General features: G+C 55.7%; 14 protein-coding genes and 1 tRNA gene. 3 read left to right on the forward strand and 12 right to left on the reverse strand.

The genetic code is table 11. The features are described from left to right. From AABZ39_05290 to AABZ39_05335, 10 genes are all read right to left on the reverse strand, one after another. Positions 1-705: class I SAM-dependent methyltransferase (locus AABZ39_05290; GenBank protein ID MEK6794169.1), on the reverse strand; the 705-nt coding region annotated here is incomplete at its 3' end. Between the two features lie 14 nt (positions 706-719). Next, a complete protein-coding gene (locus AABZ39_05295; protein MEK6794170.1) occupies positions 720-1,613 on the reverse strand; it encodes a DMT family transporter in 894 nt (297 codons plus the stop codon). Positions 1,614-1,709: 96 nt separating this feature from the next. Further along, the gene (locus AABZ39_05300; protein MEK6794171.1) at positions 1,710-2,915 is read right to left on the reverse strand and encodes a PLP-dependent aminotransferase family protein; all 1,206 of its coding nucleotides are present in this window, start codon (positions 2,913-2,915) and stop codon (positions 1,710-1,712) included. A 3-nt stretch (positions 2,916-2,918) separates the two neighbouring features. Beyond that, positions 2,919-4,079 (reverse strand): RtcB family protein, encoded by a 1,161-nt coding sequence (locus AABZ39_05305; protein MEK6794172.1) that lies wholly within the window; start codon positions 4,077-4,079, stop codon positions 2,919-2,921. Next, positions 4,076-4,573, reverse strand: coding sequence for a methyltransferase domain-containing protein (locus AABZ39_05310; GenBank protein MEK6794173.1), 498 nt, complete (start codon positions 4,571-4,573; stop codon positions 4,076-4,078). The genes AABZ39_05305 and AABZ39_05310 overlap by 4 nt, the downstream gene beginning before the upstream one ends. A 91-nt stretch (positions 4,574-4,664) precedes the next feature. Further along, a complete protein-coding gene (locus tag AABZ39_05315; protein MEK6794174.1) occupies positions 4,665-5,477 on the reverse strand; it encodes a methyltransferase domain-containing protein in 813 nt (270 codons plus the stop codon). Positions 5,478-5,705: 228 nt separating this feature from the next. Continuing rightward, positions 5,706-6,962 (reverse strand): ATP-dependent Clp protease ATP-binding subunit ClpX, encoded by a 1,257-nt coding sequence (gene clpX, locus AABZ39_05320; protein MEK6794175.1) that lies wholly within the window; start codon positions 6,960-6,962, stop codon positions 5,706-5,708. A gap of 5 nt (positions 6,963-6,967) precedes the next feature. Continuing rightward, positions 6,968-7,567 (reverse strand): ATP-dependent Clp endopeptidase proteolytic subunit ClpP, encoded by a 600-nt coding sequence (gene clpP / locus AABZ39_05325; GenBank protein ID MEK6794176.1) that lies wholly within the window; start codon positions 7,565-7,567, stop codon positions 6,968-6,970. A gap of 4 nt (positions 7,568-7,571) precedes the next feature. Beyond that, positions 7,572-8,888, reverse strand: a complete 1,317-nt coding sequence (tig, locus tag AABZ39_05330) for a trigger factor (protein MEK6794177.1) — start codon at positions 8,886-8,888, stop codon at positions 7,572-7,574. A 74-nt stretch (positions 8,889-8,962) separates the two neighbouring features. Then, positions 8,963-9,035 (reverse strand) — tRNA-Gly (locus AABZ39_05335). A 125-nt stretch (positions 9,036-9,160) separates the two neighbouring features. Between AABZ39_05335 and def the strand changes: the two genes are divergently transcribed. From def to AABZ39_05350, 3 genes are read left to right on the forward strand one after another with little or no spacing between them, the layout of a single operon-like run. Continuing rightward, positions 9,161-9,688, forward strand: coding sequence for a peptide deformylase (def, locus tag AABZ39_05340; protein ID MEK6794178.1), 528 nt, complete (start codon positions 9,161-9,163; stop codon positions 9,686-9,688). After that, the gene (locus tag AABZ39_05345) at positions 9,685-10,374 is read left to right on the forward strand and encodes a tetratricopeptide repeat protein (GenBank protein MEK6794179.1); all 690 of its coding nucleotides are present in this window, start codon (positions 9,685-9,687) and stop codon (positions 10,372-10,374) included. Before def ends, AABZ39_05345 begins: the two co-directional genes overlap by 4 nt. 51 nt (positions 10,375-10,425) lie before the next feature. Then, positions 10,426-12,087 carry an ATP-binding cassette domain-containing protein gene (locus AABZ39_05350; GenBank protein ID MEK6794180.1) on the forward strand — a complete coding sequence of 554 codons (1,662 nt, stop codon included), beginning with the start codon at positions 10,426-10,428 and terminating at the stop codon, positions 12,085-12,087. Positions 12,088-12,093: 6 nt separating this feature from the next. On the opposite strand, the gene AABZ39_05355 is transcribed toward AABZ39_05350, so the two are convergent. Beyond that, entirely contained in the window at positions 12,094-14,460 is a 2,367-nt protein-coding gene (locus AABZ39_05355) for a phosphoketolase family protein (GenBank protein ID MEK6794181.1), read from the reverse strand. A gap of 95 nt (positions 14,461-14,555) precedes the next feature. Then, positions 14,556-15,352 (reverse strand): hypothetical protein (locus AABZ39_05360; GenBank protein ID MEK6794182.1); only part of this gene is annotated, 797 nt, incomplete at its 5' end.

A 15,352-nucleotide genomic window follows, 5' to 3' on the forward strand; every position in this document is an offset into this window, starting at 1 on the left:
CGATCGTATCGTTGCCGGCGAGTCCTCACGGCGAAAATTCGCGAATGTCGTCTTTATCTCCCGGGGAGACGATCGCTTCTCCATGAACGTACGCCATTGGCCGAGCGCGGCCGCCTGAATATGCTTCGTTGCACCGAATATGACATCGGCGTTCACGAACACACCGCCGCGTTTGAGCGCACGGAATATCTTCCGGTAGAACGCGTGTTTGTCCGTATCCGTGACCAGATGATGCAGCGCAAGCGAGCTTACGACGGCATCGTATGTTCCGTCGAATTCATATCGATAGAAGTCGGATCGATGGAACCGTGCGCGCGGAAGCTTTCGCTTCGCCATTGCGAGCATGGACTGTGCCATATCGACGCAGGTGATCTGCGCCTTCGGGTACGCCGTGCTTACTCGCGATGCGAGCGTACCGGTGCCGGTGCCGAGATCGACAACGCGTATGGCGCGGGAACGCGGGAACGGAAGCGATCCTACGGCCGCGTTTATCATAGCATCATAGCCCGGCACCATCGTCTTTATAAGACGATCGAACTTCTTCGCTTCGGAATCGAAATGGGCCTCTATTCCTTTCATTCGTGCGACAGGATGGCACAGCTGGCGCGAGCCATGCGTGGCGCAAGGATACGCCAGCTTGCGCGAGGCATGGATGCCGACTCGCGCACGGATGGCGATTTGCGCCATGTTCTCTGTTGTTTTCATTTGATCAACCTTCCTTATTTGATGAAGAACATCGCAATGCCGCCGACGGCGAGCACGGCACCGAGAACATCACGGATACCGAGCTTCTCACGGCGGAAGAGCGCCGGCACGATGAGGAGCACCGGCGTCATCGCCATTATCGTCGTTACGACGCCCGCATTCGCCGCATGGAGCGCCACCATGGAAAGGGTGACACCGATGAACGGCCCGAACACCGATGCGATGATAAGACGCGGCATGATGAACCCATCACGTACTGCCGATGTCAGATCGACGAGCTTCCCCGCAATGAGGAGTACGACGGCGAAACCGATGACGGCTACCGCAAGACGCGCCTCAGTCGCTTCGATGGGCGTCATCGATCGCATTACCTGTTTGCTTGCAAGATATCCCGCAGCCTGGCAAACGGTCGCGATGAACGCGAAGACAACGCCGATGATGCGATGCTCTACCGCACCCGTATCGGCATCGCTTTTCCTGAGGACGACGAGCATGATGCCGGAGAGCGTCACCGCCATGCCGATGATGACGAAGAGAGTAAGCCTCTCGCCAAGCAGAATCCATCCGCCGAGCGCTGCAAGGGCCGGCGTCAGCGAATAGACTATCATGGACGTGCGCGCACCCACCATCGCGAATGACCGGAAAAGGAAAAGGTCCCCGATGACGAATCCCACGAGCCCCGACACGGCAAGGAATAACCACGCTTCGCGCGGTATCGATCGGGGAAAGAACGAACCGGTGATGAAGAAGCTGCATGCAGAGAGGAGGGTAAGCGCAATGACGACTTTCACGAGATTGACGACGAAGGTGCTCGTGCGCTTCGATATCGCGTCGTACAGGGTGACGCCGACCGTCCAACATATCGCGGTCGCTATCGCCGCGAGCTCTCCGGTGTAGGGGATGTTCATTTTCGCTATTCCTTTTTCTTTGCCGGTTTTTCCGTCGGGGTTATTGCTTCTCTCGCAGGCGGGGTCGCGCGACCCCGCCTGCGAGAGGAAATGATCTCATGACTGCATCTCTGCTGCCAATGCGCCCAGTATCCGTATCCCTTCGATGATATTTCCGTCGGACGGATAACTGAAATTGAGACGCATCGTGTTCTTTCCCGATCCGTCGGGAAAGAACGCATCGCCCGCCACGTATGCGACACCGCGTTCGAGGGAAGAGGCGAGCATTACGCGCGTATCGATATGCGCAGGTAACGTCACCCAGACGAAAAGCCCGCCCTTGATCGGCGTCCACGTAGCCGTCTTCGGGAAATGTTCTGTGAGCGTATCCGTCATGAGCGCGGCTTTTTTTCTATAGAGCGCAACGATCTCGACGATATGCGGGAGCAGCGCATGATGACGCATGATCTCAAAGACGCAATGCTGCGCGAAAGAGCCTGTGCAGAGATCTTCCGCCTGCTTGGCAAGTGCGACCTTGCGCGCTATCTCAGGCGCCGCGGCGAGCCAGCCGATGCGGAAACCCGGCGCGATTATCTTTGAGAACGTGCCGAGATACACGGTGCGTTCCTCTTTGTCGATCTTCTTCACGAGCGGCATGCGTGTGCCGTCGAAGAGCAGGAGACCGTACGGATCGTCCTCGAGGATAAGGGTGTCGTATTCCGCGGCTATCTCGGTCAGGCGCTTTCTGCGTAGAGCGCTCATCACGCTCCCGGACGGATTATTCACCGTCGGCACCGTGTAGATGAATTTCGGGCGTCTGCCTTCTTTTGAGAGCGAGGAAAGCGTATCTACAAGCGCATCCATATCCATGCCGTCCCTGTCCGTGGGAACGCCGCGTATGTCCGCGAGGAATGAGCGGAACGTGAGGAGCGCGCCGAGGAAGGTGGGGCTTTCGGTCAGGACGATATCGCCCGGATCGATGAAGAGCTTGGCGAGGAAGTACAGCGCCTGCTGCGAACCGCTTGTCACGACGATGTTCTCCGGCGATTCCTCGACATCGTAGAGCTCGCCCATGCCTTGCGCTATCGCGTGACGAAGCCGCGTGTGGCCTTCCGTGCGCCCGTATTGCAGCGCATCGGACGAATGCTCACGCATCACGTGCTCGATGATGGGCGTAATGGCGGTGGCAGGGAACGCCTCGGGATTGGGCATGCCTCCGCCGAAACTTATGATGGAGCGGCCCTCGGTATATTTGAGGAGCTCGCGTATGTCCGACGCACGCATGTTGAGCGCGCTTTTCGAGAATTTGTCCTGATAGGTCATCGTCTAATCCTTCGCCTTGAAATTATACACCGGGAACATCCGTGATGTCACGGTCACCGTGTCGGAGAGTGCATCGATGATGCTGTCGGCGTCTTTGTACGCCATCGGGCTCTCATCGATGGTATCGCGGCTCACCGAGCTCGTCCAGATGCCATCCATCGCTTTCTTGAAATCGTCCACCTTTATTTCGCTCTTCGCCCGCGAGCGCGACATCGTACGCCCGGCGCCGTGCGGGGCGGAAAGATTCCACGCCTTCACCCCTTTACCGACACCGAGTATGAGCCCGTCACGCATGTTGAACGGTATCACCACGCGCTCATCCCGGTGCGCCGATATCGCGCCCTTGCGGATGATGTTGTCGGTAAAAGAGATGTAATTATGCACGCTCTCCACCGATACCGCATCGTCGGGACGCATCTTGAAAAAATCGCTCAGTATGATGCTTCCCATGACCGATCGATTGAGCGCGGCATACTCCTGCGCCGTCTTCATGTCGCGCATATACGCCTCGCGGTCGTCGCCCGTAAGAAATTCGAGCCCGCTGTGGCTTCCGCTCCGCTTGCGTGCTATCGCCTGATGATGTGTCGCAATGCGAAGCCCGAAATTCCGCGAGCCGGAATGTATCGTGAGCCAGAGCGAGCCCTTTTCATCCCGGTCGATCTCGATGAAGTGATTCCCTCCGCCGAGCGATCCGATCGAGGATATGACGCGTTCATTGTCCTGCTCCGTCTCCTTCGCAGCATTGGTCAATCGCTTGCGGAATTCCCTGTGCCCGCCGCGCATAGGGACATCCATGATCCGTTCATGCGCCGCTTCCAATTCTTCGTAGGCATTGCGCCGAACGTCCCTTCCCGACGGTATGCGTGAACGTATGAAGCGATCAAGCGCCTCAAAGTCCACCGAGCGTTCGCCGATATTCCACGTGCGTACACCGCAGCCTATATCCACGCCGATCACATTGGGAATAACCATATCTCCGAGCGCGGCGGTAAAGCCGATGACGGCACCCTTGCCCGCGTGTACATCGGGCATTATCGCGATGCGCCCGTGTGCGAAGGCCTCGTGATCAAGGAACGCACGTATCTGCGAAGCCGCTTCGTTCTCAAGCGAGTCGGTAAATACTTCGGCCTTATTGTACTTGCCCGTGATGACCGTCGGCGTCATAGTTTATTGCCGACGTACACATAGCCGTCGTATCCCTTCGTCGGTTCATGGGTGGCGCAGGCGTACACAAAACCGACGAAGAACTGGCTTTCGAGTATCGCGGCAAGGGCGTCGCGGTCCTGTTCGAAGAGTATGATGCGCGCCTTGTCCTTTGACACGCGGTATATCTCACGGACGAGCGCGTCCTTATCCTCGATGGAAGCAAGGAAATTATTCCCGTAAACGATATCGAAGAAGTCGTAATCGAACGGGATTCCCTTCGCGATATCGTACTGCAGGAAATGGAATTTCGCATCGTGCGCAACTTCCGGATCGACATGCTCGATGGCTTCCCCGGAGCGGTCGACGCCGAAGAAGCTGCTGTTCTTCCCGATGGCGGTGCTCATGTATTTGAGATCATCGCCGTCGCCGCATTCGAGATGGAGCACGGTATAATCGTGTTCATCGCTCACGTCGAGGAGCGGAAGTATGCGGCGGTACACCGCCTTATCCATGCAGGTATCCCTGTGGGGGTGATACATAGTCGGTGAAGTGAACATTATATTCCTCCTTCCGGTGTAATGCAAATTGGCACACGCGTATGCCCTATTTTCTCGCATATACCGCGATACGCCGGAAACGTTCGCGATACCTGCCGTCGTTCTGCCGAGTGCGCATGAGCACGCCGCGCGCCACATCGTTCCTGAAATACACACGCCGGTCCGGCGGTACGCGGTGCACGAAGGGTATTATCGACGGCATATCGATCCACGATTCTATCGCGTTCGCGTTCGGGAAGGCGGCCTCAGCGTCCTCGGAAGCCACGGTGATGTCCGAGAACGGCACGCGCGCCGCTATCGGCGCGTACTCATCGCGCGAGGGCATATACCACGGCCAGCGGAAGTCGCTGAAATACGGGGCATACGCGGGGTCGCGCATGGCTTCCTTCACCGCTTCGATGAAATTCGCGGAGTTCCCTTCGGCGGCGAAATTCAGGAACACCCTGCCGCCGGGGCGGAGTGCACGGTACACGCGCGAAAGGAGCTCCTCGTGCCCGTCCACCCAGTGGAGCGATGCATTGGACACGATGATATCGAAACTCCCCACCCACGATATGGACTTGAGGTCCATACAGCGGAAGGTGCAGTTCTCCCGTACGCGCTTGTTCGCCGCGGCGATCTGCGCCGGGGATATATCGACACCGATGACCGACCCGAACGGCACCTCGGCAGCGATGGCATCGGTAACGCGTCCATCTCCGCAGCCCAGATCGAGTACATGCTCCTCGCCCGTCAAAGCGAGCGAGCGTACGAGCGCCATGCCCCAAGTCGTTTGATGAGCCGATGCGGTGCGGTACTGTTGTGCATTCTCATGCTTCATGTGAACCTCCTCTGTCCACTGTTTCGCGGTAAAACCCATAAAAAAAGGCCCGCTCCCTCGTTGGAGGAAGCGGGCCACATAGTCCCGTCGAAGTATCTTACAACACTACGACCCGCCTCCACCGGAGATAAGCGCTTTTACGGCTGCGCCCGTCATGCGTACGTTGATCGAGTGTTGATACATAATAGACCTTTACTTACGATTCGGCGGCACTATACCGGATTATCAAAATTCTGTCAAGTACTTTTTTTGATGGGGCGCGGCAGGTTACGCGGTCTGCGCTGTCGGCGGGGCATCCGCCGTTTTGAGCTCAGAGGCGATAAGATCGCGGCTTACCGTGAACGTTTTGACGTTCTTCTTCGCCGGTATGTCGTACATGAGGTCGAGCATTATCGTTTCGAGTATCGCGCGCAGGCCCCGTGCACCGACCTTGCGCTTTATCGCTTCGGACACGACGAGATCGAGCGCGCCGTCGTCGAAGGCAAGCGATATGCTGTCATAGGCAAAGAGCTTTTGATACTGTTTTACAAGCGCGTTCTTCGGCTCGGTGAGTATGCGTTTGAGCGCAACGGCATCAAGGTCATCCAGATGCGCGATGACGGGAAGCCTGCCGACAAGTTCCGGTATGATGCCGTACTTGATGAGGTCCTGCGGGGTCACGTGTGCGATGATCTCCCCGTAATTGAGCGTGTCCATAGCGGCCACATCGGTGGTGAACCCCATGCCTTTCTTGTTGATGCGTTCGGCCACCGTTTTTTCCAGGTCCACGAAAGCGCCGCCGCAGATGAAGAGTATGTTCGTCGTATCGATGCGCAGATATTCCTGATGCGGATGCTTGCGTCCGCCCTGCGGCGGGACGTTCGCGATGGTGCCTTCCACTATCTTGAGGAGCGCCTGCTGTACGCCTTCGCCGGATACATCACGGGTTATCGACTGTGATTCGCTCTTACGCGATATCTTATCGATCTCGTCGATATAGATGATGCCTTTTTCAGCGAGGGGTATGTTCCCGCCCGCGTTCTGTATGAGCCGAAGGAGTATGTTCTCCACGTCCTCGCCGACATAACCCGCTTCGGTGAGCGTAGTGGCGTCCGCTATGGCGAACGGCACATTGAGCGTTTTCGCGAGCGTACGCGCGAGGAGCGTTTTCCCGCTTCCGGTGGGTCCGACAAGGAGTATGTTCGACTTCTCTATCTCGACATCGCCGAACGTATGGGTGCTTTTCTTGTCCGCCATGCGTATGCGCTTGTAGTGATTGTACACGGCGACGGAAAGTATCTTCTTCGCGAAATCCTGTCCGATGACGTATTCATCGAGCACCGCTTTTATCTCATGCGGGGGGATGACGTTCAGTTCCTCTTTTTTCCCCGTCTGCGGTTTTTTTGTGATAAGGTCGTGCGCGGTGGCGACACAGTCGCTGCAGATAGCGACATTATGCCCCTCGATGATATGGGAGGTCTCGCCCTCGCCGCGTCCGCAGAAGCTGCAGCGTACTTCCTTGTCTTTATCTTCTTTCTTTGCCATTGTCCTTAGAGCCGCTTGGTGATTATCTCGTCGATGATGCCGTACGTCTTCGCTTCTTCGCTCGACATGAAGCGGTCGCGCTCGCTGTCGCGCGCTATCGTTTCGACATCCTGTTTGGTGTGCTTCGCAAGTATCTCGTTTAACCGTGCGCGTATGCGCAGTATTTCCTTCGCCTGTATGTCGATATCGGTCGCCTGCCCCTCGGCGCCGCCGGAGGGCTGATGTATCATGATGCGCGCATTGGGCGTTGCAAAACGCTTGCCGGTGGCACCGCTCGCTAAAAGCACCGCAGCCATGCTCGCCGCCTGTCCGATGCACACCGTGCTCACCAATGGCTTGATGTACTGCATGGTGTCGTAAATGGCGAGACCCGCCGATACGACGCCGCCGGGGCTGTTGATGTACATGAAAATATCTTTCTCCGGGTTGTCGCCCTCGAGGAAAAGAAGCTGCGCGACGATGGCGTTGGATACCGCGTCATTGATGCCGTCGCCGACAAAAACGATGCGGTCCTTGAGCAGACGCGAATAGATATCGTAGGAGCGTTCGCCGCGATTGGTCTGTTCGATGACGAATGGTACGAGCATATCATCCTTCTCCTGCATACGATTACCGCCAGAAGAAAAGGTCGTCGCGGGTGGGCACATAGGCTGCTCCCTTCTTGTCCGTGACGGTGACCTTTCCCTTTACGAATTCATTGATGGCCGCTGTCGCGCCGTATTCCTGCGCGGCCGAGGCGATGCGCCGCATTATCGTCTGCTGCTCTTCCTTGGTACGCTTGGCGAGACCCTGCTGCGTTTCGCGCTGATAAAGCTCACGCGCATACATGTTCATCTGCTCTTCGTTCACTTTGATATCGTTCTTGTTCGCGCTGAATATCTCGCCGCGGAGCACGGAGAGGGTTATCTCACGCTCGGAGTCCTTTCTCTGTTCTGCTTTGAGCTCATCCTCTGTCTTTCCGGTGAACGCGAGATATTCCTCGAACTTGAGCCCCGTACGCGAGACCGTACGTTCCTGTACGCGCGACATGAGCGCATCCGCATACGTATCGAGGAACCCTTTGGGTATCGCAAGCGTTACTTTCTCGAGGAGCGCATCGTCGATGGCCTTGATGAGCTCCGATTCCTTCTTGCCGTTCGTCGCCGTTTCAAGCTGCTGGCGGAGAAATTTCTTTATATTGTCCGCTTTTTCCTTCTCCTCGTCGGTGAACGTCGAGGGGATGAGCGTTTCGATCTTGCTCACCGTTATCTTCACGGCGGCTTTCTCGCCCTGCATGACGGTAGCCACTTCTTTCTGGCCGCCCGCTTTCATGCCGATGATGGCCTGTGCGAAGACGAAATCTTCCTTGTCGCTTGCCGCCCGGAGGCGTATCTCTTTTTTATTGTAGCGGCCGAATTTCTCGTTCAGATAGGTAAGATCGCAGGTGACCATGTCCCCTGCCTCGATGACCTTGTCATTGTCCTCGACGCTCTTGCCGTATTCCTTTTTGTATATCTCAAACGCGGCGTCCACGACGGCGTCATCGATGGACCAGTTCTCACGCTCGACCTTTATTTTTGAGAGATCGGGGAGTTTTACCGACGGCTGCGGATAGTAGAGATAGGTGAATTTCAGCGTGCCGTTGTTCTCACGCTTGGTGAGCTCCGGATTACCGAACACGGAGAGGCTCTCCGCTTTCGCGAATTCGGCCCAAGCCTGTTCCGCCAGATGCTCTTCCGATTCGGAGGCGATGGCGTCCTTATACCGCGTCCGAATGATATCGTCCGGGACGCGTCCCTTGCGAAAGCCCTTTATCTCGACGTGCGGGCGGAAATCCGCGAGCACCTTGTCAGCGACGGCATCGAGGGCCGTCTGCGATACGGCAGCGGTAACGAGGAGCGCCCCGTTCTCTCCCTTGCTTTTGTCGAACGAAAAACCAGATTCCATGGATCAACCCTGCTTTTATTGTCTGTCGCTGCTCATAGGATAAATATACCCCGGAGCAGCCGGGGTACTTACTGAGCGGGAAACGGGACTCGAACCCGCGACATCCACCATGGCAAGGTGGCGCTCTACCAATTGAGCTATTCCCGCGAACAACGGGGGTACTATAGTGCAAAAAGGGGAAATGTCAATATGTTGCTTTATTGATTTTCCCCCGTTGTAATTGTATTATCAATGGGAACGATAGTGCCGACAATAAAAGAAGGTGATTTTCGATGGCCGTACGGCGTATTTTCTGGTATGGAGCCGATATTCTGCGCACCCCGTGCAGCGATATTAAGAAGGTCGACGAACATACGCTCTCCCTCGTAAAGGATATGTTCGAGACCATGCAGACTGCCGACGGGGTGGGACTGGCGGCCAATCAGGTCGGCGCGGGCGACCGTCTTGTCGTCATACGGATACCGGAGAACGAGCGGCGCAAGGGGCAGTCGCTTACCATGGTCAATCCAGTCATCAAAGCCCGCTCGGAAGAGACCGTTGCCGATGAGGAAGGCTGCCTCTCGGTGCCCGGGGTACGTGCCGAGGTCACTCGACCGAAGCTCGTCACCGTGGAATATTACGACCTCGACGGCAAGCTCTACCGCGTGGAAGCGGACGGGCTTCTCGCACGCGTCATGCAGCATGAGATAGATCATATCGACGGCACCGTTTTCGTGGAGCGCATCCCCAATGAAATAAAACGCGAACTGACGCTCGAACTTCGGCGCATCAAGCGCGAGGAGAAGAACCGTATCTTATGAAGAAAGCAGTTCTCATGATAGCCGCATCGCTTCTGGTGTTCATCGCGGCGATACCGCCCGACCCGGATTTCCTCGAAGGAGAGAAGGCGTATTTTCAGAACCGCTTTGCGGTGGCCAAACGCCTCATCAAGGGGTATCTCCAGAAATATCCCAACAGCATCAATGACCGCGCGTATTTCTACCTCGGCAACATCGAATCGCGCGAATCGAATTTCACCGTGGCGATACAGTATTACCGGACGGCGATAGATCTCAATGACAGCGAGCCTGCGTACCTCGTCAATCTGGGCGATATGCACTACATGCTCCGGAATTACACCAACGCGCTCGTCAATTATCGAAAAGGCACCGAGCTTATCGAGTCGCAGAAGCGAACCAACTTCTACTATGCAACGCCGTATCTGCATACCGGGCACACGCTCCTCGTGCTCAAGGACTATACGAACGCCGCCAATTGGTATGAGACCTTCCTCGGCAAGGTCGACAGGAGCTACTATCAGTACGACAAGATACGCGAGGTCATCGACCTTATACGCAAAGGGAAGATACCCGTTGCTTTCAGTGTCACCAACACCGCGCCGGGCATCGACATAAGCGTGACCAATATCGATCCTTCGGCGAAGAAGATCGAGGGCGATCTCCCGAAGACGAAATTCGTGCCGAAGGACGAGGATATCGTCGAATAGCACCATTGCCTTTCTTCCCCGGTGCCTGTATACTCTCTGCCGGAAAAAATTATGCTCACTACCGAGAACATCAGTCTTCAATTCGGCAAACGCGTACTCTTCGATGAAGTAACGATAAGCTTCGCGCCGGGCAACTGCTACGGACTTATCGGCGCCAACGGCTCGGGCAAGTCCACCTTCCTGAAGATACTCTCCGGCGAGATGGAATCCTCACGCGGCACGGTATCTACCGGTCCCGATGAGCGCATCGCCGTTCTCAGGCAGAATCAGAACGAATTCGACGAAATGGAAGTGCTTAACACGGTCATACGCGGCCACAAGAAGCTTTTCGATATTTTCACGGAACGTGACTCGCTCTATGCGAAACCGGATTTCAGCGATGCCGACGGCATGCGCTCGGCCGAGCTCGAAGAGGAGATAGGCCGCATGAACGGCTACAATGCGCCGGCGGATGCGGGGGCGCTCCTTCGCGGGCTCGATATCCCTGACACGCTGCACGACCTGAAGATGAAGGAATTGAGCGCAATGCAGAAAGTGCGCGTACTCCTCGCGCAGGCGCTTTTCGGCAATCCCGATATCCTTCTTCTCGACGAGCCGACGAACAATCTCGACATTGAAACGGTGGAGTGGCTCGAGGATTTCCTCATCGACTTCAGGAACACGGTCATCGTCGTTTCGCACGACCGGCATTTCCTCGACCGCATCTGTACGCATGTGGCGGATATTGATTTCGGAAAGATCAAGCTCTTTACCGGCAATTACACCTTCTGGAAACAGGCGAGCGAGTTAGCGCTCAGGCAGAAGCAGGAATACAACAAGAAGATGGAATCGAAGGTGACCGAACTTAAGGAATTCATCGCGCGGTTCTCTGCCAACGCTTCGAAATCGAGTCAGGCCACATCGCGGAGGAATCTCCTTGAGAAGATCACGCTTGAGGACATCAAGCCATCGAGCAGAAAATACCCCTTCGTCGGCTTCAAGGCGGAACGTGAGCCGGGGAATATCATCCTCTCGGTAGAAGGGCTTTCGAAGGCTGTTGACGGAGAAACGCTCTTTTCCGATGTGACCTTTACCGTGAACGCCCATGATAAGATCGCATTTGTATCGCAGAACAAAATGGCCGTGAGCTCGCTTTTCGAAGTGCTTATCGGCGTGAGTAAGCCCGACAGCGGCACTATCGAATGGGGAACGACGATAACGAAGGAGTTCTTCCCCAAGGATGTGACGTCGTTCTTCGAAGCGGACGTGAACCTCATCGACTGGTTGAGGCAGTATTCGAAGGAAAAGGACGAGGAGTTCATACGCCAATTCCTCGGGCGCATGCTTTTTTCCGGCGAGGAGCCGCTCAAGAAAGCGAACGTGCTTTCCGGCGGCGAGAAGGTGCGCTGCATGCTCTCGCGCATGATGCTCGCCAACGCGAATTTCCTCATTTTCGACGACCCGACCAATCACCTCGATCTTGAATCGATATCGTCGCTCAACGACGGCATGTGCACGTTCAAGGAGAACATCCTTTTCACATCGCATGACCATGAGCTCATGTCGACGGTGGCAAACCGCGTCATCGAGCTCGGTCCCGTCGGCACGCTCGATGTCGTCGCCGCGTATGATGAATTCCTTCACAATGAAGAGAATAAGAAAAAGCGCGAGGAGCTTCACGCGCGGAAGCTTGAAAGACAGGAAGCGCCGGTCAAAAAGAAGAAAGCGAAATAAGCCGCATCAATACGGCCATTTCCAATCGCGAATATCCGGCATGTCCTCGCCGTGCTCATTGATGTAGCGTTTATGCTCGATGAGCTTGTCATGCATCCTCTGTTTCACATGGGCGGCGCTCAATCCCGGCACACGATCGATGACATCGTCAACGAGATCGAACCGGTCGAGTTCGTTCAAAACGACCATATCGAACGGTGTCGTTGTCGTGCCTTCTTCCTTATAACCGCGCACATGGAAATTGGCGTGATTCGTGCGCTTATAGACGAGGCGATGTATCAGCCACGGATAGCCGTGGAATGCGAATATGACCGGCTTCTCCTTCGTGAAAAGCGAATCGAAATCCGCGCCAGACAGTCCGTGCGGGTGTTCATTCGTCGGCTGCAGCGACATGAGATCGACAACGTTCACCACGCGCACTTTGAGCGTCGGCAATTCGCGCCGAAGTATGTCGACGGCTGCAAGCGTCTCGAGCGTGGGCACATCGCCTGCGCATGCCATGACGACATCCGGATCGCCCCCCTGATCATTGCTTGCGAACGTCCAGATGCCCGCACCCTTCGTGCAATGCGCGACCGCGGTATCCATATCGAGATACTGCAGCGCCGGCTGTTTTCCCGCGACGATGACGTTCACGTAATTGCGGCTTTTAAGGCAATGATCGGTGACCGAGAGGAGCGTGTTCGCATCCGGCGGAAGATATACCCGTATCACTTCCGCTTTTTTGTTCACGACATGATCGATGAAGCCGGGGTCCTGATGCGAGAAGCCGTTATGGTCCTGCCGCCAGACATGCGACGTGAGGAGATAATTGAGCGATGCGATGGGCCGCCGCCACGGGATATGCCGCGTGGTCTTCAGCCACTTCGCATGCTGATTGAACATCGAATCGATGATGTGTATGAACGCCTCGTAGCAGGAGAAGAACCCATGCCGTCCGGTGAGAAGATATCCCTCGAGCCAGCCCTGGCAGGTGTGCTCGCTCAATATTTCCATCACGCGCCCGTCGGCGGCGAGCTTATCATCCTCTTTCAGCGTCTTCGCGAGCCACGTACGCGCTGTCACATCGAGCACATTGCCGAGGCGATTGGATGTCGTTTCGTCGGGACCGAATACACGGAAATTCTTCGATGCCATGTTCTCTTTCATCACATCGCGGAGGAATGTCCCCATGACGCGCGTCGATTCGGCCGTCGCCGTGCCGGGTTTTTCGATCTTCACCGCATACTTCCTGAAATCAGGCATGGCAAGATCGCGAAGCAGCGCCCCGCCGTTGGCATGCGTAATGGCCCCCATGCGTTTGTTCTTTTTCGGCGCGAGCGCGGCAAGTTCCGCTTTGAGCGTACCGTTCGCATCGAAGAGCTCTTCGGGCTTATAGCTCTTCATCCATTGCTCGAGTATCTTCACGTGAGCGGGATTCTCAGCCATCTCCGAAAGCGGCACCTGATGCGACCGCCAATGATCCTCGGTCTTTTTCCCATCAACCGACTTCGGCCCCGTCCATCCCTTGGGAGTGATGAAGACGATCATCGGCCATTTCGGGCGCACCGGCGGCTTCTTCCCCGCACGCGCTTTCTTCTGTATCGAGCGTATCTCGCCGATCACTTTCTCAAGCGTCGCCGCCATGGAAAGGTGCATCTTCGCCGGATCGCTCCCTTCGACGAAGTACGGCGTGTACCCGTATCCTTTGAAAAGCGATATCAGTTCATCGCGGTCGATGCGTGCGAGTATAGTCGGATTGGCTATCTTGTATCCATTGAGATGGAGTATCGGGAGCACGGCACCGTCATTCTTCGGATTAAGGAATTTATTCGAGTGCCAGCTTGCCGCGAGCGGTCCCGTCTCCGCCTCGCCGTCGCCGACGACACAGGCAGCGATGAGATCGGGGTTATCGAACACGGCGCCGAAGGCATGCGATACGGCATAGCCGAGCTCGCCGCCCTCGTGAATGGAGCCCGGCGTTTCCGGAGCCACATGGCTCGGAATGCCCCCGGGGAATGAGAACTGCTTGAAAAGTTTTTTTATCCCCGCCTCGTCCTGCGATATAAGCGGATACACTTCGCTGTACGTACCTTCGAGATAAGTGTTCGCTACGAGCGACGGTCCGCCGTGCCCGGGGCCGGTGATGTATATCATATCAAGATCGTATTTCTTTATCATGCGGTTGAGGTGGACATAGATGAAATTAAGTCCCGGCGATGTGCCCCAATGACCGAGAAGCCGCGGCTTGATGTGTTTTATCGAGAGCGGCTCTTTGAGGAGGGGATTATCAAGGAGATATATCTGGCCGACGGAGAGATAATTCGCCGCGCGCCAGTACGCATCGATGTTCTTCGTTTCGTCTTTCGATAGTATCGGTTTTTTCGCCGCCATTTCGCCCTCCGGATATCGGATGATGCATTATATCAGGCGGATATGGCGGTGGCAATAGCGGATATCGCACGATATGCGTACGCATCAGAATAAAATTATCGCTTCGAGAGCTCGCGTATGCGCCATTTTACGAATACATCGTACGCCTGTACACCCTCATAAAGCGGCAAGGCAATGAATTTCCGATACCAGCGCAGGGCTTGTGCCGTATCGCCGTTGTATTCACAGCGCATCGCGGTCGCGAGGCAATGAGTTCCCGTGAGCTGCATCTTACGCGGTTGGGCGAGGAATTCTTTCTCGTCTATCCTGCCGATGGCATACGCCGCATGATGCCAGAGCATCTGCATGTACGGGTATTTGCTGTCCGCAACGATCTCTTCGCATGCTTTTGTGAATGCAGCTTTGTCGCCGTCGAGAAAATGAAGGTACGGCACGAGAAGGAAGCGATAAAAATAGAACGGCAACCCCCATGTCCGTGAATACTGGGCGTTCGTCAATCCATTGAATTGGGTATAGGCGGCCTCTTTTCTGCCGGCGATATAGTGTTTGAGCGCTGTCATTTGACATGCGCGCATGTAATGGTAATAATATGTACTGTAATTGGAAAGCACTTCATCATATCTTTCGAGCACGATGAGGGCATTCGCGCATTGTTCACGCAAATTGGGGTATCGGGAAATGACCTCGCTGCTCCGTCCCGAGTATAAAAGCGCCGATGCGTACATGTATGCCTGATCGGGGAATGAGTTCAGTATATCTTTATATTTTCCCATATACAGCAGCGCTTCGGCACATTGTAAACGCTGCTCGCGGTAATTCGACAATGTTTCTTCGTATCGTCCACACATATTGCGCGCAGTTGCGCATGCCGGGCGTATTTGGGAGTATTGAA

The organism is Spirochaetota bacterium (assembly GCA_038043445.1).
Taxonomy (GTDB): Bacteria; Spirochaetota; Brachyspiria; order Brachyspirales; family JACRPF01; genus JBBTBY01.

Coding starts and splice junctions, on each gene's coding strand:
- AABZ39_05345 (MEK6794179.1), top strand. CDS start 9,685: ATGAAGAAAGCAGTTCTCATGATAGCCGCATCGCTTCTGGTGTTCATC.
- AABZ39_05310 (MEK6794173.1), bottom strand. CDS start 4,573: ATGGATAAGGCGGTGTACCGCCGCATACTTCCGCTCCTCGACGTGAGC.
- AABZ39_05315 (MEK6794174.1), bottom strand. CDS start 5,477: ATGGGTTTTACCGCGAAACAGTGGACAGAGGAGGTTCACATGAAGCAT.
- AABZ39_05305 (MEK6794172.1), bottom strand. CDS start 4,079: ATGACGCCGACGGTCATCACGGGCAAGTACAATAAGGCCGAAGTATTT.
- clpX (MEK6794175.1), bottom strand. CDS start 6,962: ATGGCAAAGAAAGAAGATAAAGACAAGGAAGTACGCTGCAGCTTCTGC.
- AABZ39_05295 (MEK6794170.1), bottom strand. CDS start 1,613: ATGAACATCCCCTACACCGGAGAGCTCGCGGCGATAGCGACCGCGATA.
- clpP (MEK6794176.1), bottom strand. CDS start 7,567: ATGCAGGAGAAGGATGATATGCTCGTACCATTCGTCATCGAACAGACC.
- AABZ39_05355 (MEK6794181.1), bottom strand. CDS start 14,460: ATGGCGGCGAAAAAACCGATACTATCGAAAGACGAAACGAAGAACATC.
- def (MEK6794178.1), top strand. CDS start 9,161: ATGGCCGTACGGCGTATTTTCTGGTATGGAGCCGATATTCTGCGCACC.
- AABZ39_05300 (MEK6794171.1), bottom strand. CDS start 2,915: ATGACCTATCAGGACAAATTCTCGAAAAGCGCGCTCAACATGCGTGCG.
- tig (MEK6794177.1), bottom strand. CDS start 8,888: ATGGAATCTGGTTTTTCGTTCGACAAAAGCAAGGGAGAGAACGGGGCG.
- AABZ39_05350 (MEK6794180.1), top strand. CDS start 10,426: ATGCTCACTACCGAGAACATCAGTCTTCAATTCGGCAAACGCGTACTC.